The sequence below is a fragment of the Nonomuraea sp. NPDC049421 genome (genome assembly GCF_040677005.1).
In the GTDB taxonomy this organism is placed as follows: Bacteria; Actinomycetota; Actinomycetes; order Streptosporangiales; family Streptosporangiaceae; genus Nonomuraea; species Nonomuraea salmonea.
The window spans coordinates 14,904-37,509 of sequence record NZ_JBFAQA010000018.1; the positions used below are offsets into that span (position 1 = coordinate 14,904).

General features: G+C 71.9%; 21 protein-coding genes. 13 read left to right on the top strand and 8 right to left on the bottom strand.

The genetic code is table 11. The annotated features are described in order from the left end of the window. The first annotated feature begins 179 nt into the window (after nt 1-179). Nucleotides 180-1,277 (top strand): cellulose binding domain-containing protein, encoded by a 1,098-nt coding sequence (locus AB0K18_RS28055; protein WP_364919756.1) that lies wholly within the window; start codon nt 180-182, stop codon nt 1,275-1,277. A gap of 103 nt (nt 1,278-1,380) precedes the next feature. On the opposite strand, the gene AB0K18_RS28060 is transcribed toward AB0K18_RS28055, so the two are convergent. From AB0K18_RS28060 to AB0K18_RS28070, 3 genes are all read right to left on the bottom strand, one after another. Next, nucleotides 1,381-2,667: a serine/threonine-protein kinase gene (locus tag AB0K18_RS28060; RefSeq protein ID WP_364919759.1), complete on the bottom strand. Its 1,287-nt coding sequence runs from the start codon at nt 2,665-2,667 to the stop codon at nt 1,381-1,383. Further along, nucleotides 2,654-3,625, bottom strand: coding sequence for a LacI family DNA-binding transcriptional regulator (locus tag AB0K18_RS28065; protein ID WP_355412484.1), 972 nt, complete (start codon nt 3,623-3,625; stop codon nt 2,654-2,656). Before AB0K18_RS28065 ends, AB0K18_RS28060 begins: the two co-directional genes overlap by 14 nt. 229 nt (nt 3,626-3,854) lie before the next feature. Next, nucleotides 3,855-6,005 (bottom strand): transglycosylase domain-containing protein, encoded by a 2,151-nt coding sequence (locus AB0K18_RS28070; RefSeq protein WP_364919762.1) that lies wholly within the window; start codon nt 6,003-6,005, stop codon nt 3,855-3,857. 305 nt (nt 6,006-6,310) lie between these two features. On the opposite strand from AB0K18_RS28070, the gene AB0K18_RS28075 reads away from it, so the two are divergent. From AB0K18_RS28075 to AB0K18_RS28085, 3 genes are all read left to right on the top strand, one after another. Further along, the gene (locus tag AB0K18_RS28075) at nt 6,311-7,504 is read left to right on the top strand and encodes a hypothetical protein (RefSeq protein WP_364919765.1); all 1,194 of its coding nucleotides are present in this window, start codon (nt 6,311-6,313) and stop codon (nt 7,502-7,504) included. Next, nucleotides 7,501-8,502 (top strand): hypothetical protein, encoded by a 1,002-nt coding sequence (locus AB0K18_RS28080; protein WP_364919768.1) that lies wholly within the window; start codon nt 7,501-7,503, stop codon nt 8,500-8,502. The genes AB0K18_RS28075 and AB0K18_RS28080 overlap by 4 nt, the downstream gene beginning before the upstream one ends. A 92-nt stretch (nt 8,503-8,594) precedes the next feature. Then, on the top strand, nt 8,595-9,008 hold the full coding sequence (locus AB0K18_RS28085) for an STAS domain-containing protein (protein WP_364919771.1): 414 nt from the start codon (nt 8,595-8,597) through the stop codon (nt 9,006-9,008). A gap of 7 nt (nt 9,009-9,015) precedes the next feature. Here the strand turns inward: AB0K18_RS28085 and AB0K18_RS28090 are convergent, their stop codons facing one another. From AB0K18_RS28090 to AB0K18_RS28100, 3 genes are all read right to left on the bottom strand, one after another. Then, the gene (locus tag AB0K18_RS28090; protein ID WP_364919774.1) at nt 9,016-10,422 is read right to left on the bottom strand and encodes an NAD(P)/FAD-dependent oxidoreductase; all 1,407 of its coding nucleotides are present in this window, start codon (nt 10,420-10,422) and stop codon (nt 9,016-9,018) included. A 57-nt stretch (nt 10,423-10,479) separates the two neighbouring features. Further along, nucleotides 10,480-10,911, bottom strand: coding sequence for an STAS domain-containing protein (locus AB0K18_RS28095; RefSeq protein WP_364919777.1), 432 nt, complete (start codon nt 10,909-10,911; stop codon nt 10,480-10,482). Between the two features lie 82 nt (nt 10,912-10,993). After that, nucleotides 10,994-12,493, bottom strand: a complete 1,500-nt coding sequence (locus AB0K18_RS28100) for an IucA/IucC family protein (RefSeq protein ID WP_364919780.1) — start codon at nt 12,491-12,493, stop codon at nt 10,994-10,996. Nucleotides 12,494-12,574: 81 nt separating this feature from the next. On the opposite strand from AB0K18_RS28100, the gene AB0K18_RS28105 reads away from it, so the two are divergent. Together AB0K18_RS28105 and AB0K18_RS28110 are read left to right on the top strand one after the other, a co-directional pair. Next, nucleotides 12,575-14,092, top strand: a complete 1,518-nt coding sequence (locus AB0K18_RS28105; RefSeq protein ID WP_364919783.1) for an IucA/IucC family C-terminal-domain containing protein — start codon at nt 12,575-12,577, stop codon at nt 14,090-14,092. 53 nt (nt 14,093-14,145) lie between these two features. Then, complete coding sequence (locus AB0K18_RS28110; RefSeq protein ID WP_364919786.1) at nt 14,146-14,967, top strand: alpha/beta hydrolase; 822 nt, start codon at nt 14,146-14,148, stop codon at nt 14,965-14,967. Between the two features lies 1 nt (nt 14,968). Here AB0K18_RS28110 and rfaE2 read toward each other — a convergent pair whose 3' ends face one another. Next, entirely contained in the window at nt 14,969-16,393 is a 1,425-nt protein-coding gene (gene rfaE2 / locus AB0K18_RS28115) for a D-glycero-beta-D-manno-heptose 1-phosphate adenylyltransferase (RefSeq protein ID WP_364919788.1), read from the bottom strand. 83 nt (nt 16,394-16,476) lie between these two features. Between rfaE2 and AB0K18_RS28120 the strand changes: the two genes are divergently transcribed. Genes AB0K18_RS28120 through AB0K18_RS28130 form a run of 3 tightly spaced genes read left to right on the top strand, consistent with a single transcriptional unit; the run spans nt 16,477 to nt 18,787 of the window. Then, nucleotides 16,477-17,292, top strand: coding sequence for a glycosyltransferase (locus tag AB0K18_RS28120; protein ID WP_364919791.1), 816 nt, complete (start codon nt 16,477-16,479; stop codon nt 17,290-17,292). Next, nucleotides 17,289-18,410, top strand: a complete 1,122-nt coding sequence (locus AB0K18_RS28125; protein WP_364919793.1) for a glycosyltransferase family 9 protein — start codon at nt 17,289-17,291, stop codon at nt 18,408-18,410. Before AB0K18_RS28120 ends, AB0K18_RS28125 begins: the two co-directional genes overlap by 4 nt. Beyond that, nucleotides 18,410-18,787: a hypothetical protein gene (locus AB0K18_RS28130; protein WP_364919796.1), complete on the top strand. Its 378-nt coding sequence runs from the start codon at nt 18,410-18,412 to the stop codon at nt 18,785-18,787. Before AB0K18_RS28125 ends, AB0K18_RS28130 begins: the two co-directional genes overlap by 1 nt. Here the strand turns inward: AB0K18_RS28130 and AB0K18_RS28135 are convergent. Further along, nucleotides 18,777-19,628, bottom strand: a complete 852-nt coding sequence (locus AB0K18_RS28135; RefSeq protein ID WP_364919798.1) for an MBL fold metallo-hydrolase — start codon at nt 19,626-19,628, stop codon at nt 18,777-18,779. The genes AB0K18_RS28130 and AB0K18_RS28135 overlap by 11 nt on opposite strands. Nucleotides 19,629-19,773: 145 nt before the next feature. On the opposite strand from AB0K18_RS28135, the gene AB0K18_RS28140 reads away from it, so the two are divergent. From AB0K18_RS28140 to AB0K18_RS28155, 4 genes are all read left to right on the top strand, one after another. Beyond that, nucleotides 19,774-20,151, top strand: coding sequence for a helix-turn-helix domain-containing protein (locus tag AB0K18_RS28140; RefSeq protein WP_364919801.1), 378 nt, complete (start codon nt 19,774-19,776; stop codon nt 20,149-20,151). Nucleotides 20,152-20,215: 64 nt separating this feature from the next. After that, nucleotides 20,216-20,728, top strand: coding sequence for a SigE family RNA polymerase sigma factor (locus AB0K18_RS28145; RefSeq protein WP_364919804.1), 513 nt, complete (start codon nt 20,216-20,218; stop codon nt 20,726-20,728). Then, nucleotides 20,725-21,945, top strand: a complete 1,221-nt coding sequence (locus tag AB0K18_RS28150; RefSeq protein WP_364919806.1) for a hypothetical protein — start codon at nt 20,725-20,727, stop codon at nt 21,943-21,945. The genes AB0K18_RS28145 and AB0K18_RS28150 overlap by 4 nt, the downstream gene beginning before the upstream one ends. Before the next feature lie 80 nt (nt 21,946-22,025). Then, the gene (locus AB0K18_RS28155) at nt 22,026-22,604 is read left to right on the top strand and encodes a helix-turn-helix domain-containing protein (RefSeq protein ID WP_355412452.1); all 579 of its coding nucleotides are present in this window, start codon (nt 22,026-22,028) and stop codon (nt 22,602-22,604) included. The last annotated feature ends 2 nt before the right edge of the window (nt 22,605-22,606 follow it).

Genomic DNA, 22,606 nt, shown 5'->3' on the forward strand with positions numbered 1-22,606 from the left:
ATTCGACAATCTTCCGTGAAACTTTCAGCCGATCTTGGTCATGGTTTGTGCTGGTGGTCGTACTTGGGGGCCATGAAGCACGTACGAAATGCTTGCCGGAGTTTCATGGCGGCTGGAGGCTGACGTACTGGGAGCGCTCCCACTACACTCCCCTGTCAGAGAGGCGGGAGCTACACGCCATGAGGCACGCGCACATCCACCTGATCATCGGGGCGTTACTCAGCCTCGGCCTGTTCGCCTTACCGGCGAAGGCCGCGCCGGTGATCTGCGAGAAGTACGGCTCCACGAGCATCCAGAACGGCCGCTACGTCGTCATGAACAACGTCTGGGGCGCGAGCACGGCCCAGTGCATCGACGTCAACCAGAGCGGCGGCTTCACCATCACCCAGTCCGCGCACAACAACTCCACCAGCGGCGCACCGGCCGGCTACCCCGCCGTCTACGCCGGCTGCCACTACGGCAACTGCACCTCGGGCAGCAACCTGCCCATGCGGGCGAACTCCTCCGGCTTCGCCGCGCTGCGCAGCAGCGTCAGCATGTCGTACCCGGGCTCGGGCACCTACAACGCCTCCTACGACCTGTGGTTCGACCCCACTCCGCGCACCGACGGCCAGAACACCGGCGCCGAGCTGATGATCTGGCTCAACCGGCAGGGCTCGATCCAGCCCATCGGCTCGCGGGTCGGCACCGTCAACCTGGCCGGGTCCACCTGGGAGGTCTGGTTCGGCAACACCGGCTGGAACGTCATCTCGTACGTGCGCACCTCACCCGCCACCTCGCTCGACTTCACCATCGACACCTTCTTCTCCGACGTGGTCAACCGCGGCTACGGCCAGCGGTCGTGGTACCTGACCAGCGTCCAGGCCGGCTTCGAGCCCTGGATCGGCGGAGCGGGGCTGAGCGTCAACTCCTTCTCCTTCACCAACACCGGCGGCGGTGGCGGTGGGGGCGGTGGCGGTGGGGGCGGCAACGGCAGCTGCACGGCCGCCGCCACCACCCAGGGCTCATGGAACAACGGCTACGTCGTCCAGCCCGTGACCGTGACCAACCGCGGCACCTCGGCGCTGAACGGCTGGACGGTCACCTTCCCGCTGCCGTCCGGCCACACGATCACCGGCATGTGGAACGCCGACTACTCGGTCAGCGGCGGCACCGTCACGGTCAGGAGCCTGTCGCACAACGGCGGGCTCGCGCCGGGAGCCGCGACCTCCTTCGGCTTCCAGGCGTCGCGGCCCGACGGGAACACGCAGGTGCCCAGCGGATACACCTGCGCATAAAGGCTCGCGCGGGCACGCTTTGCGAGGGGCCCAGTCCGCGCGAACGAGGGGTACGGCTGGTGCTGCCGTACCCCTCATCAACTTCCCGCATCTGATCTCTCGGTCAGTCGCGCCGCATCGCGGCTTCGATGTCGTCCAGCCGGGCCTGCAGCTCGCTCAGGCAGGCCGGACGCAGGCGGCCTTCGCGCAGCCGGTCGGCCAGCTTCTGGCGCAGGTCCCGCGTCCTGGAGACCTCCTCCGACGGGCCGTGCTCCGGCGCCCGGCCGGGGGAGACCACGCCGGCGAGCACCTGCTTGAGGTCGAGCACCACGTCGTCGTCCGTCGCGCCGCAGGGCGTCCTGGCCTCCAGCGTGGTGGTGAACTCGGCGGCGGCCTGCTCGACCGTGCGCGCGGAGGCAGGAGAGCGCTCGACCAGCCGGGCGGTCGGCGACGGCGGCGTCACCGGCGTCACCGGCGCCACCCCAGGGTCGCGCATCGTCTCCTGCGGTGTCCCCGACTGCTGGAACCACAGCAGCGCCGACAGAGCGAGCGCCGCGGACCCGGCCACCGTGAGCCCGCGCCGCACGTGACGGCCCAGCGTCGCGGTGCCGAGCGCGGAGGTCAGCGCGGAGACGATCTCCGCCGCCGCCGGCCGGTCCTCCGGCCGGTGCGCCAGACAGCGCTGACAGAGCGTGGCGACGGCGTTCGGCACGCCGGGCACGCGGGGCGGCGGCTCGGTCCTGCGCGCCGCCTCGATCTCCTCCCACGTCGTCTCCGGGTACGGCGTCCGCCCGGTCAGCATGAGGTGCAGCAGCACGCCGAAGGCGTAGACGTCCACCGCCGGATGGGTGGGGGCACCCAGCAGCCGCTCGGGGGCGACGTAGGGCGGGGTGCCGCGGTCGTCCTCCGGATCGCCCGCCCAGGCCGCGATGCCGAAGTCGAGCAGCTTGGGGCCGCTCGTGGTGAGCAGCACGTTCTCGGCGGTGACGTCCCGGTGCACCAGGCCCCGGGCGTGCCCGGCCATCAGCACCCTCGCCAGCCGCAGCGCGATGGAGGCGGCCTCCTGCCAGGGCAGGGGGCCCTGCTCGATGCGTTCGGCCAGCGGCGTGCCGTCGAGCAGCGGCATCACCACGTACGCGGCGACGCCGCCGCTGGTGGTGACGGTCTCGCCGTAGTCGTAGATCTCGATCGAGTCGGGATGGATGAAGCGGGCCGCGGCCCTGGCCTCGCTGCGTACGCTGACCCGCTCTCCCGGGTCGGTGTGCAGCGAGGCCGTGAGCACCTTGACCGCGATCATCCGGTGCAGGGACTGGTCGAAGGCACGCCAGATGACCGACATGCCCCCGCGGGCCAGCGGGTCCAGCAACAGGTACCGCCGGGCCAGGACGTCCCCTGGATTAAGCCGACTCACGGACGACCAGTTCCGTGGGGAGTACGGGGTCGACGCCCGAGGCCCCTGTCAGGAGCAGCCGGGTGGCGACCGTGGCGAGCTCCTCGACGGGCTGGCGGATGGTGGTCAGGGCGGGGACGGTGTGCCGGGCGACCGGCGCGTCGTCGAACCCGATCACCGCGACGTCGGCGGGCACCTTGCGCCCTGCTCTGCGCAGGGCCTGGATGGCGCCCGCCGCCATCAAGTCGCTGGCCACGAACACGGCGTCGAGACCGGGCGCGTGGCGTAACAACCATTGCATGGCGTGGGTGCCGGATGCGGCGGTGAAGTCCCCGTACGCGACGGGGACGTCGGGAGCCCCGGCCGCCTGGAGGGTCCTGACGAGACCTTCCAGCCGGTCGCGGGCGCCGGGTAAGGAGGGTGGGCCGCCGATGGCGGCGACGTTGCGGCGGCCGGAGAGGAGGAAGTGCTCGGCCGCCTGGCGGCCTCCGTCGAGGTTGTCGACGTCGGCGAACGGGAGCTTGAGGTCGTGGGGCGGACGGCCGATGTTGCGGACCGGGATGCCCGAGGTGGATAACTTGATCGCCAGGGGATGGCGTTCTCTGGCGCCGATGATCAGCACCGCGCCGGATAACGCGGGCAGCGTGGACGAGGTCGGGGTGACGGTGGTCACCATGAGGTGGGTGCCGTGCTCGCTGATCACCGCGCCTGCGGCGGACAGGAGCCGGGCGTAGTAGGGTTCGGAGAACAGCCGGGGCAGGTGGTCACAGATCACCGCCGTGACTCCGTCGGCCATGGTCTTGGCGGCCGTTCCCCGGGGTGCGCGTTGTCGGACGTATCCCATTCGGGACACGGCGTCGTAGACTTGGCGGCGGGTCGAGGTACTGACCCGCACCGAGCCCGTGAGGACTCTTGATGCGGTCGCGGGGGAAACCCCTGCAGCGGCCGCCACCTGTGCCAGTGTGGGCTGCTCGGTCATGGAGCACCTCGCGGAAAGATCCTGGGAGCGCTCCCACGTTACCAATGTTTCGCCGCTGTTAATAGGGCCTTTGCTAGGAGTGCGTCCGCTTGTGCGGACGCACTCCGAATTTGCTCAGCTAGAGGCGGTGGTAACCGTCAGAGGTTTCTGTGCAGGAACGAGATCACGGAGATATTTCCGTGCCCGATTTGTCGTATCTGACAATCAGGAAACCCTGCCATTGTGATCATTAGAAGTCCGCGATGTCCGCCTCGTCCAAGGGGCCGTCGCCGACGTCGTTCGTCGCGTCGTCCGGCTGCGTCTGGCGCACCGGTGCGCAGCCCGAGCCGCAGCCGCCGAAGCGGGCCGTGTTGACCGGGTGGAACTCGGTGGCGGGCACGCCCTTGAGCGCGGCCAGCATGGTGTCCTTCCAGATCGGCCCGGGAATCGTGGCGCCGAAGACGTTGCCGTAGTACTTGCCGCCGATGGTGACGCCGTTCAGCTTGTGGTCCTGCGCGCCGCGCGGGTCGCCGATGCTGACCGCGCCCGCGAGGTCGGGGGTGAACCCCGCGAACCAGGCGGTGGCCTGGTTGTCCGTGGTGCCCGTCTTGCCGGCGGCGGGCCGGCCGATGCCGCCCACACCCGACATCGTGCCCTTGGTGAACACGCCCGAGAGGATGTTCGCCGCCGCGTCGGCGACCTCGGGGTCGAGCGCCTTCTTGCACTCCGGCTTGTAGGTGGTGACCTTGCCGTTGCGGTCGGTGATCTTGGTGATCGCCATCGGCTCGCAGAACTTGCCGCGCGCGCCCAGCGTGGCGTACGCGTTGGCCACCGTCACCGGGTCCATCTCGTTGGTGCCCAGCGTGAACGTCTCGTACTCGAGCAGGTCCAGCCCGTCGGAGCGGTGGATGCCCAGCGACTTGGCGGTCTGGACCGTCTCACACAGGCCGACCTTCTGCTCCAGCATCACGAAGAAGGTGTTGACCGACTGCCACGTGCCGGTGGCCAGCGTCTTGAAGCCGCCGCCGCCCTCGTCGTTGGTGACGGTGTGGCTGGGGTCGCCGATGCTCTCACCCTTGCAGTTCTTGAACGAGGAGTAGTACGGCGCGGTGTAGCCGCTGCCCACGGTGAACCCGTCGTTGATCTTCCAGCCCTTCTTCAGGGCCGTGACCAGCGTGAACGTCTTGAACGTGGAGCCCGCCTGGAAGCCGGTGCCGCCGCCGTGCTTCGCGTCGGCGACGACGTTGTACGACATCTCCTTCTTGCGCTTGTTGTTGCCGTACTTGCGGCTGGCCGCCATCGCCTTGATCTCGCCGGTGCCCGGCTGCACCAGGGCCTCGGCGGCGACCGGGTTGTCCTTGGCGAAGACGTACTTCTTGATCGCCTGCTCGGCGGCCCGCTGCATCTTCGGGTCGAGCGTGGTCTGGATCGTCAGGCCGCCCCGGTTGAGGAACTGCGAGCGCGCCTTGGCCGTCTTGCCGAACGCCTTGTTGCTGAGCACCTCGTTGCGCACGTACATGCAGAAGTACGGGTACTGGCTCGCGCTGCAGCCGCCGGGCAGCGAGGTGCCCTTGTAGCCGAGCGGCTTGGACTTGGCCTCCTCGGCCTCCTCGGGCGTGATCTTCTTCAGCTCGGCCATCCGGTCGAGCACCACGTTGCGCCGGTTGAGCAGCCGCTTGCGCTGGGCCTTGCCGAGGTTGGGGTCGGTCGCGTTGGGGTCCTGCACGGCGCCCGCCAGGGTCGCCGCCTGCACGAGGTTGAGCTGGGACGCCTTGACGCCGAAGAAGCGCTTGGCGGCGGCCTCGACGCCGTTGGCGTGGGCGCCGAAGTAGGCGATGTTGAGGTACTTCTCCAGGATCTCGTCCTTGGTGTACTTCTCCTCCACCGCCATCGCGTAGCGCAGCTCCTTGAGCTTGCGCGCGTAGCTGGCCTCCAGGGCGGCGTTGCGCTCCTTGTCGGTGGTGGCCGAGTTGAGCAGCACCTGCTTGACGTACTGCTGGGTGATGGAGGAGCCGCCCTGCGCGATGCCGCCCGAGGCGAAGTTCTTGGCCAGGGCGCGCATGGTGCCCTCGATGTCGATGGCGCCGTGCTCGTAGAAGCGGAAGTCCTCGATGGAGATGATGGCCGTCTTCATGATCGGCGCGACCTCGTCGAGCGTGACCGACTCGCGGTACTGCTCGTAGAACTGCGCGATCGGGTTGCCCTTGGCGTCGACGACGGTGGTCTTCTCCGCGAGCGGGGGCTCTTTGAGCTCTTCGGGTTTGATCCCGAGGTCCTCGGATGCCGAGACGAATATCGCTCCGGTGCCGCCGACCGCGGGCAAGGCGACCGCGGCGGCCAGCACGCCGGCCGCCGCAGCGGCCGCCGTCAGGCGCGCGACACTCGACAAACGGGAACCCATGGTGGTAATCCCCTCCCCCTCGTGGCAATAGGGTGCATCCTAAACCCGGGCATGACATGCTCCGCGTAAAAGCTTGGACGTCCCTTGACCCCGGAAAGTTGATCCACATCGGCGTTTTGTGCCGGGATCCTGGGTATAACCGACGTTTGCCCAGCTTGAGGCCGCTGCGGTTCCAGTGATCTTCTGTGGCGGCTGTGATTCCGTCCAGCCCCGGGCAAAGAAGCGTGTCGGCCGCCGTGTCCCCCTACGCCGATCTGGCAACGTCTACCAGGCCATTTCTTCCCGCGCCTTGGTGGAGGGGCTTCATGCGTCACGTCGGGGAAGGCGAGCACGTCGATCGGCTGCTCGCCGCCGCCAGGACCTGCTGGGGGGAGCGCCCCGGCGGAGACGGGTACGTCGCGGTGGAGGCGTACGACGAGGACCTGCGGGCCGTGGCCAGGACCCTGCTGGTGGGGCGGGCGCTCTGCGGCCTGCTGGGGACGCGGCTCGTCGCGCGCACCCGGCCGTCGTGGGCCCGGCTCGCGGTGGCCTTCGGCGCCACCGACACGCCGCCCGACCAGCCGCCCGCGGCCGTGGTCACCACGGTCGCCGACCGGTCGGTGCCGAGGGAGATCCCCGTCCTGCACGTGCACGGCACGGGCTCGCTCCAGGCGTACGCGCTCTTCCCCGACCAGGGGTCATGCTCGATCGACGAGGAGCTGCCCGCCAGGGTCGGCGCGTTCTTCGAGCGGCACGTCTGGCCCCGCCGCGAGGCGATCAGGCCGGGCGCCGAGCGGGTGACAAGGCGGGCCCGGCGCGGCTACCAGGTCCGTACGGAGACCGAGCGCCGCCAGCTCCGCCACTACGGCTGCGCCAGGCTCGGCCTCGACCCCGACCGCCCCACGATCGCCGTGCACGCCCACGCGCCCGGTCGCGACGACCGCATGTTCGCCGCGATCACGCAGTACGCCGCCTCCGACGAGTCCGCGAACTGGCTCTTCCACGACCCCGTCACCTGGCACGCCCGCACCCGGCGGGTGGACGGCAGGCTCTCGGCGAACCTGCTGTGGAGCATGACCGACGCCGCCGTCACGTTCGGCGACAGCGACCTGCCCGCGTTCGGCATCCCCGTCGTCCAGGCCGGCTGGTCGGCGGGCCGCGCGTGCGGCGCCGTGCACGCGCCGGCCACGCCGTCGGAGCTGCGCGCGCTGCTGGGCGAGGCCATCGCCAGGCACGCCAAGGGCGAGAGCATCCTCGGGCCGGAGCAGCGCGAGCGCGCCCGCCTCTGGCTCTGGCTGCGCCGCTGCGGCGCCGACGTGCCGAGCCAGCTCCTGCCCCACTGGGAGCAGGGCGACGACTACGCGCGGGTGCTCGCCGTCAACCTGCGGCACGTCGAGCCGGACGGCGACCCGCTGTTCAGCGCCGTCGCCCGGCTGTGGGAACGGCGCGACCCCGTGCTCACCCGCTTCGACTTCCACGATCAGGACATCACGTGCACCCCCTGGAGGAACACCCGATGAGCAGCTCAGGATCAGTCACCGACGTGGACCCGGTGATCCTTCCCGCCATCCCGCCCGTGCATCTGAGCAGCGGCAAGGTGGCCCCGCTGCAGGTCACCGACCGGCTGCGCAGGGGCACCCAGATCGTGGGCAGGTTCGAGACGTCGGGGCTGGCCGGGTTCAAGGTCTCGGCGCAGGGGCGGCCGCTGCGGGTGCAGGTGTCGCTGTCGGCCGACGAGCGGTCGGTGAGCGGCTGGCACGAGGGGCGGGTCGAGCCGCTGGGGCCCGTGCCGCGCTTCCTCCAGGTCAGGTCCCAGGGCCGGCTGCGGCAGTGCGTGCTGCTGCGTGGCCGCAGGGCGCACGCCAGGGTGTCCTTCGACCTGACGCCGGAGGAGATCCCGGACGACGGGCTCATCTGCGTCGAGGTCCTCGACATCACCGAGGGCGACGGCATCAGCGCGGAGGTCCGCGAGGCCGTCGCCGGGCGGATCGCGTCCGACGGGGTGGCCGGGGTGCGGCTGGACAAGGTCGTCTTCGAGGAGCCGCCGCCCGTGGACTACGACCCCGACACGCTCGACGGGTCGCGCTGCGAGCTCTACTCGCTGATCAGCGCGGGCGGCCTGGCGAACGTCAACCGGCAGGGCGCGCGGGTGCTGCGCTCGGGCATGTTCGTGGTCAATCCCGTGCTCAAGGACCGGTTCGGCTCCAGCGGGGACATCACGCTGCGGCTCGGCACGCGGGCCGAGGCCGTGAGCATGATCCCCGCGACGTGGAAGCGGGTCAACAGCGAGCTGCGCTGGCTGCGGCACGCCACCAGGAAGCTGCTGCACTCGGCCGCGCCGCCGGTCGATCGGGTGCTCAGCGTCAGGGACGGCTCCCTGGGCGAGCCCGCGCAGAGCGTGCGGGGGAACGTGACCGAGCTGGTGGTGCCGAGCCCGTCCACCTCGCCGCTGCTCGTCATGCTGGGGCCGAGCCCCGACTGCGTGCCGACGCTGGAGTCCGGTACGCAGTCGGTCTGACCCGCCCCAGGTCGCATGCCGGATCCGCCCAGTTTTAGCGGCTTATATCGCGATCACCTGTGAGAACGCCGCTCAGCGGGCAGTGTTCTTCTGTGGGAACGAGCGGATTGCGGATCGAGACGACCCGGCACCTGCACTGCACGGTCGTCCGTGCCGACGGAGTGCTCGACCACGCCGGCCGCGTGCGCTTCAGCTCCTGCATCGACCTCGTCTGGAACTGGTCGGTCGGCCCCGTCCTCGTGTTCGACCTGGCCGACCTGGACTTCTACGACGCCTCGATCATCGGGGTGCTCGGCATGGCGCTGCAGCGCATGGAGGAGGAGGGCGGCAGCGGCCGGATCATCCTGGTCCGGCCGTCGGCGCACCTGCTGACCGTGCTGCGGCAGACCGACCTTCTGCCACACGTGGAGCTGCGCGACAGCGTCGCCGAGACGGTCACCGAGCTGACCCTGCACCCCTCGGAGCCCGAGGAACACCCCGGCGCCGCCCGCCGCGCCACCGGCTGACCGGCTCTTACAGCCCGTACGTCTCCAGCAGCCGCAGCCAGATCTCGCTCACCGTCGGGAAGGACGGGACCGCGTGCCAGAGGCGGTCGAGCGGCACCTCGGCCGTCACCGCGATCGTGGCCGCGTGGAGCAGCTCCGCCGCGCCCGGCCCGGCGAACGTGACGCCCAGCAGGACCTTCCTGTCCTCGTCCACGACGGCCTTGGCCTTGCCGCGGTAGCCGTCGCCCAGCAGGTAGGCCCCGGTGACGGCGCCCATGTCGTACTCGACCGCCCGCACCTGGAAGCCCTCGTTGCGGGCCTGCTCCTCCGTGCGGCCGACCGCGCAGACCTGCGGGTCGGTGAAGACGACCTGGGGCGAGCCGTAGGGGCCGGCCAGGTCGCGCATGGCGGGCAGCTCGTCGCCGCGCGCCCTGGCGGCGATCACGTCACCGCAGATCCGCGCCTGGTACTTGCCCATGTGCGTGAGCAGCGCCCGCCCGTTGACGTCGCCCACGGCGTAGAGCCAGCCGTCGGCCACGCCGGTGGCCCGCATGCTGTCGTCGACCTCGACGGGGGCGTCGTCGGGCAGGCCGATCGTGTCGAGCCCGAGGCCGCGGGTGGCGACGTCGCGGCCGGTGGCCACCAGCACCTCGTCGGCCTCCAGCGGCGGGCCGTCGCCGAGGTGCACGGTGACCTTGCCGCCCGGCTCGGGCCGCTCGACCCGCTCCGTCTGCGCGTGGAAGCGCACGTCGATGCCGGCCTCGGAGAACGACTCCGCGACCAGCTCGCCGGCGAACGGCTCCATGCGGCCGAGCAGGCGGCCCCCGCGTACCACGACGGTCGTCTGACGGGCGCCCAGCCCGTGCATGGCCTGCGCCATCTCGCAGGCGACCACGCCGCCGCCCAGCACGACCAGCCGCTCGGGGACCGAGGACGCCGCCGTCACCTCGTGGCTCGTCCACGGGTTCGCCTCGGCGAGGCCGGGCACGGGCGGCACGGCGGCGGTGCTGCCGGTGGCGAGCACGACGGCCTGGCGGGCGGTCAGCACGCGATCGTCGCCGTCCTCGCCGGTGACCCGCACCCGCTTGGGACCGTCGAGCCGGCCGCGCCCGCGGAAGAACTCGATCGGCACGCTCTCGATCCAGCGCACCTGCCCGCCGTCGTCGTAGCCGGAGACCGCCTCGTCGCGCCTGGCCAGCACCCTGGCGACGTCGATCTCGCCCAGCGTGAGCCCCGGCATCCTGGCGACCTCGGCGGCCAGATCGACCGGCCGCAGCAGGGCCTTGCTGGGGACGCATGCCCAATAGGAGCATTCGCCGCCGGCCAGCCGTTCCTCGACGATCGCGGCGGTCAGCCCGCCGCGCACCGCGCGGTCCGCCACGTTCTCGCCGGCGGGTCCGGCGCCGATCACGATCACATCGAACTCGTCAGCCACCGCTGCCTCCCCAAGCACTCGCTCGGCCTATGAGGAGATGCTTTCATGTCGCGGCTGTCAGCGGGCGTGGCGGGGGGTGGGCTGGATGCCGCGGAGGCTGGGAAGGTGGCGGCGGGCGGGCGCGGGGAGGCGGTAGGCGTCCACCTGGGCGGCGGCCAGCGCCTCCGCCATCGTGGCGTGCACCGGGATGTCGGCCTGCTCGCCCATCAGCGCGATGAGGCGGCGCAGCGGCGGGCGGGCCTCGGCGACGGCCAGGTGCCCGCCCTTGGCCCGCAGCGCGCGGTGGGTGAGCGTGAGCCGTTCGAGGCCGTTGAGGTCGCAGAACCACAGGTCGGCCGCCGCGACCAGGACGTGCATGAGCGGTGACCGGGGGACGGGGTCGAGGATCGAGGACAGCACGGGCCTGCTCATGTGGTCGAGCTCGCCGGTCAGGGCGACCACCAAGGTGTGGCCGTCCACGGGGACGAGCCGGACGGAAAGGTGCATCATCGCGAGCCCCCTCTCATGTCCGGGGCGCGTCAGCGCTCCCCATCCTCCTCCTGCCGCGCGCGATCGGATAGGTCCTACGGCCTCAAAGCACGTCAAGAAGGGGGTTCGGCAGGCTCGTCCAGTGATCGCCGGTGCCTCTCACCCGCGTGAGCAGGTGAGCTTTGGCCGGGAGCCGTTCCGCGAACAGGGCGGCCCGGTCGGCGGCCGGCAGCACGTCGGCGGCGTCACGTGCGGCGGCGGCCACGACGTGCCACAGCTCGCCCTCCACGGCCCTGTCGCCCCGGCCGACGGCGGAGATCAGGCTGCCGAATGTGGTCGCGGCCAGCGAGCCGAGCAGCTTGGCGTGCAGGACGGCCGGGTCGTCGCTGAGCAGCCGCGCGCTGACCGGCGGGGTCTCGATGCCGTGGCGGGCGAGCCTCTCCGGGCTGATCCGCACGTCGGCCAGGTCGCGGTAGATCAGCCGGTACGGCCGCCCGTCGCCGTCCAGGACCACCAGCAGGTTCTGGCCGTGCGCCTCCAGCGCGATCCCGTGGGCCAGCATCCCCAGCGCGCCCTCCCAGAGCAGCCGCGCGAGCGTCTCCAGCCAGGTGGCCGTCGCCCGGGTGGGGAGGGCGGCGAGGGGCAGGACGGGGTCCGGGTCCTGGGTGGGGTCGCGGAGCATGACCGACACGTCCGCGCTGGGCCGCCCGTTCACCGGCCCCGCGGCGCCGGCCAGGTAGCGGGCGATGCGCAGCCCGCCGCCCTGCTCGGCCACCGTGGTGAGCAGGTCGGACAGAGGGACGCAGTCGCGTACGGAGCCGGGGGAGATGTCCCTGACCCCCGATGTCATGCGGGTGGTGAAGGCGGTCTTGAGGTGAGGGCCGCCGTCGAGCGGGGCGAGCGTCCGTACGGACATGAGGGGCCGCGCGGGCAGCGCTCCCGTCACATGGGGACGGAACCCCAGCCCGGCGAGCACGTGCCGGGTCTGCCACGGGTGCACGGGCAGCAGCAGCCGGTCGCCGTCCACGAAGGGCCATGGCCCGGTGACCAGGCAGTCGCGGGCGGGCAGGGCCAGCAGGTCGAGGTGGACGGTGGGGCGGTGCTCCGGCATGTACGCGAGCTGCTCGGCCACCGACACCCCTGGCCTGTTGCGGCACCCCGGATGGTAGGGATGCCCGTCGATCACGCTCTGCTCGTGCTCCTCGGGCGTCTTCGGGGCCTCCTTCGACGCGCCGGCGCGGGAGAGCGCGAGGGAGGCGACGCTGTTGTCCAGGTCCTCGACCAGGGCGGCGGTGCCCGGCAGGGCGAGCGCTTCGAGCAGCGCGGCCGGGTGGGTGCGGGGCTTTCCTTCCAGCAGCAGCTCGGGCTCGTCCCGGACGTCGTACGGCCGCCGCTCCGGCCCTATGAGCCGGCGTCCGTCGGCGAGCACCACGCACCCGGGTCCGGCCGCTCTCAGCCCTGGCAGCGGCTCGTACAGCAGCCCCCGCCACAGCCGCCCCATGACGGCGGCCCGCGCGCCCGGCAGCTCGGCGGCGTACCGGCCGGACAGCTCGGGCCGTACGCGGGCCAGCTCCCCGGCGAACGCGGCCTCCACCGGCCTCATGATCTCCACCTTCCGCGTCCTCATTCCCGGTGGCTACCCTGTGGGCACCAATGGGGACAAAAGGGTAGGAGTACGGTCGCCATGGCAGCCACCGACGACGTACTCCCGCCCACCGGCCCTCCACCGGACCCGGCCGACGAAGCCGCCGCACTCGCGACGACGGCCCTGCTCAACTGCCTGATCAGGGAGGTGGCTCAGCCCGCACGGTCCGCGCAGGTCCATCGGTTGCCTGCCACCGGGCGGCTGTTGCGCGTGGCGGATGGCCGGCGGCCGGGTGCGCCGCTGTTGCGGGTCGCCGGCGGGTGGCGGCCCCTGACGCTGGACGAGCTGGTCGAGCTGGCCGCCGCCGAGCTGCGGGCGGGCACCGGGGTGGGCAACGACGTGGTGCCTGCCGAGATCCTGCACAGCCGCGACGTCGCCGCCGCCCTGCTCGCCGCCAGGCGGGACGCGCCGGTGCCGGCCGACCTCTACCTGCGCTCCGAGCAGGCGCTGATGGCCGGGCACCCCTACCATCCCGCCCCCAAGGCCAGGGGCGGGATGGGGCCGGAGGCGTGGCTGCCGTACTCGCCGGAGGTGCGGGCGAGCTTCCCGCTGACCTTGCTGGACGTGCCGGACGGCGAGCTGATCGAAAGCGGGGACGTGAGCGCGCTCGGCGGGGCGCTGCCCGCTCATCCCTGGCAGGTCGAGCTGCTCGGCGGGCTGCCGGACCTGCGGAGGCTGGGACACACGCAGGGCAGGGCGGTGGCGACGGCCTCCATCCGTACCGTCTACCTGCCGGACGCGGACCTGTTCCTCAAGTTCAGCCTGGACGTGCGGATCACCAACGACGTACGCCGCCTGTGGCTGCACGACCTGCGCCACCTCCCCGTCGTGGCGGCCCTGCTGGAGACGGTCTTCGACGACCTGCCCGGCCCGTCGCTGCTCCGGGACCGGGGGTACCGCAGCGCCGAGCGGGACGGCGACGGAGGCGAGGCGCTGGCGGTGATCGTCAGGGACGGGCTGGGCGAGCACGTACGCCCGGGGCTGACCCCGCTGCTGGCGGCCGGGATCGCGGAGGGCTTCCCCGGCAACCCCCTGGACGCCTCGGACGAGGACGCGGCCCTGGTGTGGTGGCAGCGCTACCTGGAGCACGTGGTGCCGCCGGTGCTGCACGCGTACTTCAGGCATGGGGTGGTGCTCGAATGCCACCTGCAGAACGTGCTGGTCGCGGTGGACGCGGCCGGGCTGCCCGCGCAGGCGCTGTTCCGCGACTACGAGGGCGTCAAGCTGGTCGCCGAGCGGCACGCGGCGGGGCCGTTGCTGGGCGCCGTACGGGCGTGGGAGCGCCTGGTCTACTGCCTGGTCACCAACAACCTGTGCGAGATCGCGGGCGCGCTGACCGAGCGGCATCCTGGGCTGCGGGCGGAGCTGTGGGCGCGGGCGAGGGCGGTCTTCGCGGCGGCGGGCAAGGAGTACGGCGATCCCCGGGAGCTGCGCGAGCTGCTGGCCGCCGCGTCCGTGCCGGCCAAGGCCAACCTGCTGCTGCGCTGGCTGGACGCCGACGGCGCGGCCATGCGCTGGGTGCCCGTCCCCAATCCGTTGAGACTCTTTACGGCATAAGCTATTGTCGCCTCATTAACTCTTTACGGCGTAACGAATCAGGGGAGGGCGCCATGGCCGAGGCGACGATGCACGACGGCGAGACGATCGAGGTGGAGGTGCACGGGTCGGGTCCCGCCGTGCTGCTGCCGGTCGATCCACAGCCTGTGGAGGGCGAGCGGGCCGAGGAGATGCGCAAGTGGGGCATGGACCCCGCGCTCGGCCGCACCTTCATCGACGGGCTGTCCGACGCCTTCCAGGTGGTGGCCTTCGATTACCAGGGGCACGTGATGGACCACCCCAAACCCGGCACCCTCACCCCCGAGAACGTCGCCCGCGACCTCCTGGCCGTGGCCGACGCGGCCGGGGCCGAGCGGTTCGCCTACTACGGGTACTCGTGGCTGGCGCTCAGCGGGCTCCAGCTCGCCCTCCGCACCGACCGGCTCTCCGCCCTGGTCATGGGCGGGTTCCCGCCGTACGCGGGGCCGTACGCGGAGATGCTCAAGGTGACGATGGCGACGTACGAGATGGCCGTCGACCCGCCCGCACCCTCGGAGAGCGACGACCCCTGGTCGTCGACGGACGGCCTGCCGAGCGAGGAGCAGGCCAGGCAGTTCGTCACCCTCTACGAAGGGCTCCAGGGCTTCGACGACAAGGAGGCCGGGCTCACCTGCCCGCGCCTGTGCTTCGCGGGCTCCGAGGACGAGATCCGCTACGAGGAGAAGTGGGGCGGCGTGACGGTGGACCTGCGCGGCCCGCTCGTCCGGCACCGCGCCGAGCTGGCGGAGCGGGGCTGGGACGTCGAGGTGCTCGACGGGCTCGACCACATGAGCGCGATGCAGCCCGTCAACGTGCTGCCGGTCCTGCGTCCGTGGCTGTCCAAGGCGCTCGGGTGAGTCAGGGCAGCAGGCGCAGGCGGCCGATGATGGCGGTGGTGGAGCGGTCGGGCAGGTAGTCGAGCACCCGCACCTCGCCGCCCAGCGCCCGCACCAGCGGCGCCTCGGGCAGCATCTCGGCGGTGTAGTCGCCGCCCTTCACGTACAACTCGGGGCGGATCATCCGCAGCAGCCGTTCCGGGGTGTCCTCGTCGAACTCGGTCACGTAGTCCACGAAGGTGAGCGCGGCCAGCACCGACATGCGGTCCTCGCACGGGTTGACCGGGCGGCCGGGGCCCTTGAGCCTGGCCACGCCGGCGTCGCCGTTCACCGCCACCACCAGCACGTCGCCGAGCCGGCTCGCCTGCTCCAGGTACGTCACGTGCCCCCGGTGCAGCACGTCGAAGCAGCCGTTCGTGAACACCACCCGCTCGCCCCTGCGCCGGTGCTCGTCCAGGAGCCTGGCCAGCTGCTCGGCGGCCTGCACGGTGCCCTCCTGGCCCTCCTGGCGGCGCAGGGCGCGCTGGAGCTCGTACCGGGTGCAGACGGCGGTGCCCTGGCGGCGGACGACCACCCCGGCCGCCGCCTGCCCGGCCCGCGCCGCCTCCTCGGGGGCCGCGCCGCCGGTCAGCCAGAGCGCGAACGCGGCCGTGTACGTGTCGCCCGCACCCGTCGCCATGTGCTGCGGCGCGGGCTGGGCGTAGGTCCGGTACGGCGGCTGCCCCGGGCGGTGCAGCAGCGTGCCCTCGCCGTCCAGGGTGGTGACGACCATGCGCGCGCCGGTCAGCTCCAGGAGCTGCTCGGACCTGGCCATCAGGTACGCGGGCCGGTCGCCGGTCTCGTCCTCGTCGTCGAGCAGGCGGACGACCTCGGCGAAGTTCGGCAGCACCGCGTACGGGCCGCACTCGCGCCAGGGGGCGACCGCGTGCGCGTCCACGACCAGCAGCGGCTGTCCCGCCAGGGCCTTGCGGACGGCCGGCGTGCAGACGCCGCCCCCGTAGTCGCAGGCGACGACCACGTCGGCCCCGGCCAGGGCGTCGGTCAGCCGGCCGAGCAGCTCGCGCTCGGCGTCCTCGGGGAGTTCGCCGTGGTCCTCCTCGTCGTAGCGGGCGGTGAGCTGGCCGCTGGTGATCAGCCGCCGCTTGTGCGCCGTACGCCGGCCGGGCACGGTCACGAGATCGACGCCGACGCCGAGCAGGCGCAGCGACTCGACGAGCGTCGCGCCGCACTCGTCGTCGCCCACCACGCCGACCAGCCGGACGCGGGCGCCGAGCGCCACCAGGTTGGCGGCGGTGTTGGCGGCGCCGCCGGGAGCGTCCTCGGTGGTCTCCAGGCTCATCACGGGCACCGGCGCCTCCTGGGCGAGGCGCTTGGCAGAGCCGTGGAGCCACGAGTCGAGCATGACGTCGCCGACGACCACGGCGCTGGGGATCTTGTCTGTGCCCATGAGGAGGAGGTACCTGTAAAAGCCCTGCTCAAACCCGGCATACCGGAAGTTAGGCGCGATAGGGGACGGGTAGCCAGGCGGCTATGCACGGCCCTGGAGACCTCGATGTGCTCGTACCGACCAAGGACCGCCCGGCTTCGCTGGCGGTGACGCTGGCCGGGCTCGCGGCGCAGGACGCGCGCGGGTTCCGGGTCGTGATCTCCGACCAGTCGTCCGTGCCGGTGACCGGGGACCCGCTGGTGGCCAGCGCCGTACGGATCCTGGAGCACCGCGGCCATCCCGTCTCGCTGCTGCGCCACGTGCCCGCACGGGGGCTCGCCGAGCAGCGGCAGTTCCTGCTGGAGCAGGCGGAGCGGCGGTGGTGCCTCTACCTGGACGACGACGTGTGGCTCGAGCCTGGTGCGGTCTCCGTGCTGGTGTCCGCTCTCGGGGAGCTGGGGTGCGGGTTCGTCGGGTACGGGCTGCACGGGCTGTCCTACCGGCACGACCGGCGGCCCCACGAGCTGGCGCCGTACGAGGAGTGGGCCCGGCAGGTGTGGCCCGAGCGGGTGCGCAGGGACAGCCCCGCCTGGCGGCGGCACACCCTGCACAACGCGGCCAACCCGCTGCACCTGGCCGAGAAGGTGGGGATCAGGGCGGCGTGGCAGGCGTACAAGGTGGCCTGGATCGGCGGGTGCGTGCTCTACGACCGGGCCCTGCTGGAGGGGTGCGGCGGGTTCGAGTTCTGGCGGTCGGTGCCGGCCGCGCACGCCGGCGAGGACGTCGTGGCGCAGCTCCGCGTCATGGAACGGCACGGTGGCGCCGGGCTGCTGCCCAGCCGCGCCTACCACCTGGAGCTGCCGACCACCGTCGTGGACCGCACCGCCGAGTGCTACGACTACGTGATGGAGCCGTCATGATCGCGCCTGATCCCGCGGTGAGCGCCGGCCTGGGGACCGTGGCCGGCTCGGAAGCGGGCGGCGGGCTGGTGGCGGATGTGCGGCGGATCGCGGTGCTCCGGGCCAACGCGCTCGGCGACTACCTCATGGCCGTGCCGGCGCTGGACGCGCTCAAGCGGGCCTATCCCGGCGCGCAGCTCACCCTGCTCGCCACGCCGTGGCATGCCGCGTTCCTCACCGGGCGGCCAGGGCCGGTGGACGACGTGGTGGCCCTGCCGCCGATCACGGGCGTGTCCACGTACGAGAGCGGGCGCGGCGCCCCCGACGTGCTCTACGACGAGCTGCGGGAGCGGCGCTTCGACCTCGCGGTGCAGATCCACGGCGGCGGACGCTACTCCAACCCGTTCGTGCGCCGGCTGGGCGCCCGGGTGACCGCAGGGCTGCGCGCGCCCGGGGCGGAGAGCCTGGACCGGTGGCTGCCGTACACCCACTACCACCACGACACCCTGCGCTTCCTCCAGGTCGCGGCGCTGGTCGGCGGGGTGGGCGGCGGGCTGGAGCCGCGCATGGAGGTCACCGGCGGCGACCGGGCCGAGCTGGCCCGCGTGCTCGGCAGGACGCCGCGGGGGCTGGTCGCCGTGCATCCCGGCGCCACCGACCCGCGCAGGCGCTGGCCGGTCGAGCGCTTCGCCGAGGCCGCCGACCGTACCGGAAGACCGGTGGTCGTGACCGGCACCCGCGCGGAGGAGGACCTGGTCACGGGCGTCGTCGCGGCCATGCGGCGGCCCGCGATCCCCGTCGTCGGCACCCTCGGGCTGGGCGGCCTCGCCGCGCTCTACGAGCGATGCGACCTGCTCATCGCGAACGACACCGGCCCGCGCCACCTGGCCGCGGCCGTCGGCACCCCCACGGTCGCCGTCTACTGGTGCGGCAACCTCATCAACGCGGGCCCGCTCAGCAGGGCCGCGCACCGGCCGCTGATCTCGTGGACCACGGCCTGCCCGGCCTGCGGCGCGGACGGCGTGGACCCGGCGGCCGAGCGCTGCCCGCACGAGGAGTCCTGGGTGCGCGACGTCACGGTGGACATGGTGGCGGAGCAGGCGGACGACCTGCTCCACGGAACTCCGGGGGAGAGCTGATGACGGAACACGCGGTGCTCGACGAGCTGCGCCAGGCGATCGACGAGGCGTTCCAGGGACGCGAGCGGGTGGCGATGAGAGACGTGTACGCGCAGGCGTCCCGGCACGTCAGCCTGCCCGCCGACCTGCTCGGGCACCTCAACGAGCTGCCCGAGGGCGCCTACGACAGGCAGGAGCTGACCGAGGCCATCAACGCGGTCATCACCCGAAGGGGCGAGCAGGACACGCTCGGCCTGCTGGAGGTGCCGGAGCAGATCCGTCCCGTGGAGGAGACGCCCGAGGCGGAGCGGGCCGTACGGGACGACGCTCCGCTCGAATACCTCAACCCCACGCCGACCCGCCCGGACGACGACGAAGACCCGGACGTCACGCGCTAGGGAGCAGGGCCGGGGACGCGTCCAGCAGCCGGAACCGGTCGCCCTCCCGACAGACCCGTCCGCCGGTGGGATGCGTGAAGTGGGTGCCCAGCAGCAGGTCGTCGGTACCGGCCAGCTCGGTCAGCAGGCGGTGGCGGGTGGTCCGTGCCTCGGCGGGATCGACGTCGCCGACGCTCCCCATGTCGGGGTACGCCAGTTGCACGGGATGATGCAGGCTGTCGCCGCTGATCAGCGCGTTGCGGCCGGCGCCGGTCAGCTTCACCGACAGGTGGCCGGGCGTGTGGCCGCGGGTGGGCACCAGGCGGACGCCGTCGGCCACGTCCAGCCCTGAGGCGGGGATGTCGAGCAGGTCGTACAGGCCGTGGTCGCGGACGGGCCGCAGCGAGTCGCGGTGCGCCTGGGCGACGTCCTCGTCGGTTTCCGCGGCGGCGGTCCAGTAGTCCCATTCCCTGCGGTCGGTGAGGTAGCGGGCGTTCGGGAAGGTCGGCGTCCAGCGGCCGTCGGCCAGGTGGGTGTTCCAGCCGACGTGGTCGACGTGCATGTGCGTGGTGATCACCAGGTCTACGGTGTCCGGGGCGAAGCCCGCGGCGGTCAGCCGGTGCAGCAGCGGGGTCCGGAGGTTGTCGGCGTCGGGGATCTGCCGGGGCTTGTCGTTGCCGATGCCGGTGTCGACGAGGATGCGCCGGCCGTTCGCCTCGATCGCGAAGAGGTGGACGTGCATCGCGACGGCGGTGAAATCGGGGGGGAGCAAGGGGTGGTGCAGGTGTTCCGGGGTGGCGTCGGGCAGCAGCCATTGGCTGGTCGCCGGTGACATGTCGATCTCGTCGATGCGGCGGACCACGATGCCTCCGAGGTCCCAGCCGAGGAAGGCCGGGGATACATGGCTTGCTACCACTTTGAATCCGTTCGTCGTGTTTGCAGGTGGGTTCGACTGTAGAACTGCGGCTCACCTTTCGTAAGTACGTACCTTTTTGTAAGCTCGGGGCATGGCGGTGAGTGAGCAGTTCGAGCTGCCGGCGGACTCCTTCGACAAGGACTGTCCGGCCCGGCCGGTCATGGCCGAGGTGACCGGGCGATGGGGTGCGTTGATCATCGCCGCGCTGGTTCCCGGGCCGATGCGCTTTTCCGCTCTTCACCGGCACATCGGCGGGATCAGCCAGAAGATGCTGTCGCAGCACCTCAAGTCGATGGTGCGCTACGGGCTGGCCGAACGCCTGGTGGAGCCGACGGTCCCGCCGCAGGTCAGCTATCGCCTGACGCCCCTGGGGCGGAGCCTGGCGCGGCAGCTGTGCGCGCTGCTGAGTTGGTTCAGCGAGAACACCCCGGCGCTGCAGGCCGCCCAGCAGCACCACGACCTTCGATAGGTCGCATAGCGGGGCGGCGCCACGGCGTCTGCAAGGGTGATTGTCGATCCCCTTGGAGGTGACCGTGGACGCCGCGGACGAACACCTGTTCCGCGAGTTCGTCGCCGCGCGATCGCCTGCCCTCATGCGGCTCGGATACCTGCTGACCGGCGGGGACCAGCACGCGGCCGAAGACCTGGTGCAGACGGCGCTGGCGAAGCTGGCGGGCAGATGGCGGCGGGTGGCGACGCCGGAGGCGTACGTCCGGCAGATCATGTACCGGCAGCAGGTGAGCTGGTGGCGGGCGAGCGTACGCCGGCCCGAGGTCGTGCAGGCGAGCCCGCCGGAACGGGCCGCGCGCGACGCCCACCACCAGAGCGAGCTGCGCCTCGTGCTGCGCTCGGCTCTGTCCAGGCTGACCGCCCGGCAGCGGGCGGTGCTCGTGCTGCGGTACTTCGAGGACCTGCCTGAGCAGGAGGTGGCGAAGATGCTGGGCTGCACCGTCGGCACCGTGCGCAGCACCGCGCACCGGTCGCTGGCGCGGCTGCGCGAGATCGCCCCCGAGCTGGCACAGGGAATGGAGGAGGTGGCCAGATGAGCAGGTTGCTGCGTGACACGTTCGAGGAATGGGCGGACGAGGCCGAGGTGCCGGCCGACCTCGCCGACCGGGCGCTGCGCAGGCGCGCTCCCTGGGTGCCGCTGGGGGCCATGCTGCTGGTGGGCGCCATGATCGCGGCCGTCGCGGTGTTCGTGACCGGCCGCGCCGACCCCGTCGTGGCGCCCGCCGACGGGGTGCAGCTGCCGGCCAGGCCGTCGCCGGCGCCGACGGACGTGCGTACCGACACGGAGAACGTCCCGCCAGCCAAGCTGATCGCCGCGGGGACCGTGGCCGTCTCGGCGTACTACCAGACAAGCGCCGAGCCCATCGAGAACGACCTGCGGCGCATCCGGTACACCTGGTCCCTGTACGACCCGCGCACCGGCGGCTACGAGCGGACCCCGTACGCGTGGGTGGACGTCGCCCCCGGCCTTCAGGTCGCGGCCGTCGTCGAGGGCGACGTGATGGGCAAGCGGGTGGGCGTGCTCGACATGAACACCCGGCAGATGCTCGCCTGGTACGAGCTGGAGCACTCGGTGGCCTCGGTCGCCTGGTCCCCGGACGGCACCAGGATCCTCGCCACCGCCTACTCCGAATACCCTGACCTGCAGGAATCCCTAGGCGAAGAGTTCGGCCCACGCAGGGCCCCCAGCCCGCGCACCGGCTACTACGTCATCGACGTGCCGGCGGGCACCACCGACTACCACGAGCTGACGCCGCTGCCCACCATGGACGAAGGTCTTCCCTTCCTGCGCACCCCTGGGGAGCGGCGGCTCGAAGGGAACAGGCGCCAGGACCTTGGCTGGAGCCTCGACGGCACGCTGATCTGGAGCCCCACGATCAACCGCCCCGATCGTGTCTGGTACACGATCGACGGCAAGGAAACGGAGGCGCCGGCCGGGCAGCACTACGTCGGCCACTCGCGACACTCGGCGCTCTCGCCGGACGGCCGGCTGCTGCTCGGTGACGACGGGCTGCCCACGAAGATCACCGATATCAAGACCGGCGAGGTGGCCGGCCGTCAGCGGGTGCTGCAGCTGCACGCCTGGGCCGGCGACGACGAGGTCATCGCGCTCGGGTGCGCGGGGACGTGCGAGAACGAGTTCAAGAACGGGCTGGTGCTGGTCAGCGTGGACGGCTCCAGGGCCACCCAGCTCGCCGCCAACTCCAACAGCCAGGCGGACGGTGCCTGGAGGGCAGTCCTCACGCCGCGCTGAGGGGCGGCAGCCGATGTTACCGGCAGCTCGGCGAGACGGATTTTTGACCGATCGGTCTCAATACTGCTAGCGTCACGGCCGTGGCAAGGACCAAGGAGTTCGACCCGGACGTGGCGTTGCAGCATGCGCTTGAGCTGTTCTGGGAGCGCGGCTACGAGTCGACGTCGATGGCCGACCTCGTGGAGCGGCTCGGGGTCGCGAAGGCGAGCATCTACGCGACGTTCGGAGGGAAGCGGGAGCTGTACGTCAAGGCGCTCGACCGCTACGTGCGGGGGCGCGACGTGATCGGCCCGCTCTCCCAGCCGGGGCCGGCGGTGCCCGCCGTCCGGGCGCTCCTGGACTCGTACGTGGCCACCTGCCTGGCCGACGAGCTGCGGCGGGGCTGCATGGTGGTCAACTCGGCCGTCGAGTTCGCCGCCCGCGACCCGGCCGTGCTGGCGAAGGTGGCGGCGAGCTGGACGGAGTTGGAGACGGCGCTGACCGGCGCGCTCGTGCGGGCCCGCGCCCAGGGTGAGATCCCGTCGGGCAAGGACCCGCAGGCGCTGGCCGCGTTCCTCCTCGTCCTGCTGCAGGGGCTCCAGGTCCTCGCCCGTGCCGACCCCGACCCGCGCCGCCTGCGCGACGCGGTCGACCAGGCCATGATGGCCGTCCAAATATGAGA

Excerpts from the sequence above, each read along its gene's own strand:
- AB0K18_RS28100 (WP_364919780.1), bottom strand. The coding sequence starts at position 12,493 with ATGAGGCCGGTGGAGGCCGCGTTCGCCGGGGAGCTGGCCCGCGTACGG.
- AB0K18_RS28070 (WP_364919762.1), bottom strand. The coding sequence starts at position 6,005 with ATGGGTTCCCGTTTGTCGAGTGTCGCGCGCCTGACGGCGGCCGCTGCG.
- AB0K18_RS28110 (WP_364919786.1), top strand. The coding sequence starts at position 14,146 with ATGGCCGAGGCGACGATGCACGACGGCGAGACGATCGAGGTGGAGGTG.
- AB0K18_RS28150 (WP_364919806.1), top strand. The coding sequence starts at position 20,725 with ATGAGCAGGTTGCTGCGTGACACGTTCGAGGAATGGGCGGACGAGGCC.
- AB0K18_RS28125 (WP_364919793.1), top strand. The coding sequence starts at position 17,289 with ATGATCGCGCCTGATCCCGCGGTGAGCGCCGGCCTGGGGACCGTGGCC.
- AB0K18_RS28120 (WP_364919791.1), top strand. The coding sequence starts at position 16,477 with ATGCACGGCCCTGGAGACCTCGATGTGCTCGTACCGACCAAGGACCGC.
- AB0K18_RS28065 (WP_355412484.1), bottom strand. The coding sequence starts at position 3,625 with ATGACCGAGCAGCCCACACTGGCACAGGTGGCGGCCGCTGCAGGGGTT.
- AB0K18_RS28140 (WP_364919801.1), top strand. The coding sequence starts at position 19,774 with ATGGCGGTGAGTGAGCAGTTCGAGCTGCCGGCGGACTCCTTCGACAAG.
- AB0K18_RS28095 (WP_364919777.1), bottom strand. The coding sequence starts at position 10,911 with ATGATGCACCTTTCCGTCCGGCTCGTCCCCGTGGACGGCCACACCTTG.
- AB0K18_RS28080 (WP_364919768.1), top strand. The coding sequence starts at position 7,501 with ATGAGCAGCTCAGGATCAGTCACCGACGTGGACCCGGTGATCCTTCCC.
- AB0K18_RS28055 (WP_364919756.1), top strand. The coding sequence starts at position 180 with ATGAGGCACGCGCACATCCACCTGATCATCGGGGCGTTACTCAGCCTC.
- rfaE2 (WP_364919788.1), bottom strand. The coding sequence starts at position 16,393 with ATGGGCACAGACAAGATCCCCAGCGCCGTGGTCGTCGGCGACGTCATG.
- AB0K18_RS28075 (WP_364919765.1), top strand. The coding sequence starts at position 6,311 with ATGCGTCACGTCGGGGAAGGCGAGCACGTCGATCGGCTGCTCGCCGCC.
- AB0K18_RS28105 (WP_364919783.1), top strand. The coding sequence starts at position 12,575 with ATGGCAGCCACCGACGACGTACTCCCGCCCACCGGCCCTCCACCGGAC.
- AB0K18_RS28130 (WP_364919796.1), top strand. The coding sequence starts at position 18,410 with ATGACGGAACACGCGGTGCTCGACGAGCTGCGCCAGGCGATCGACGAG.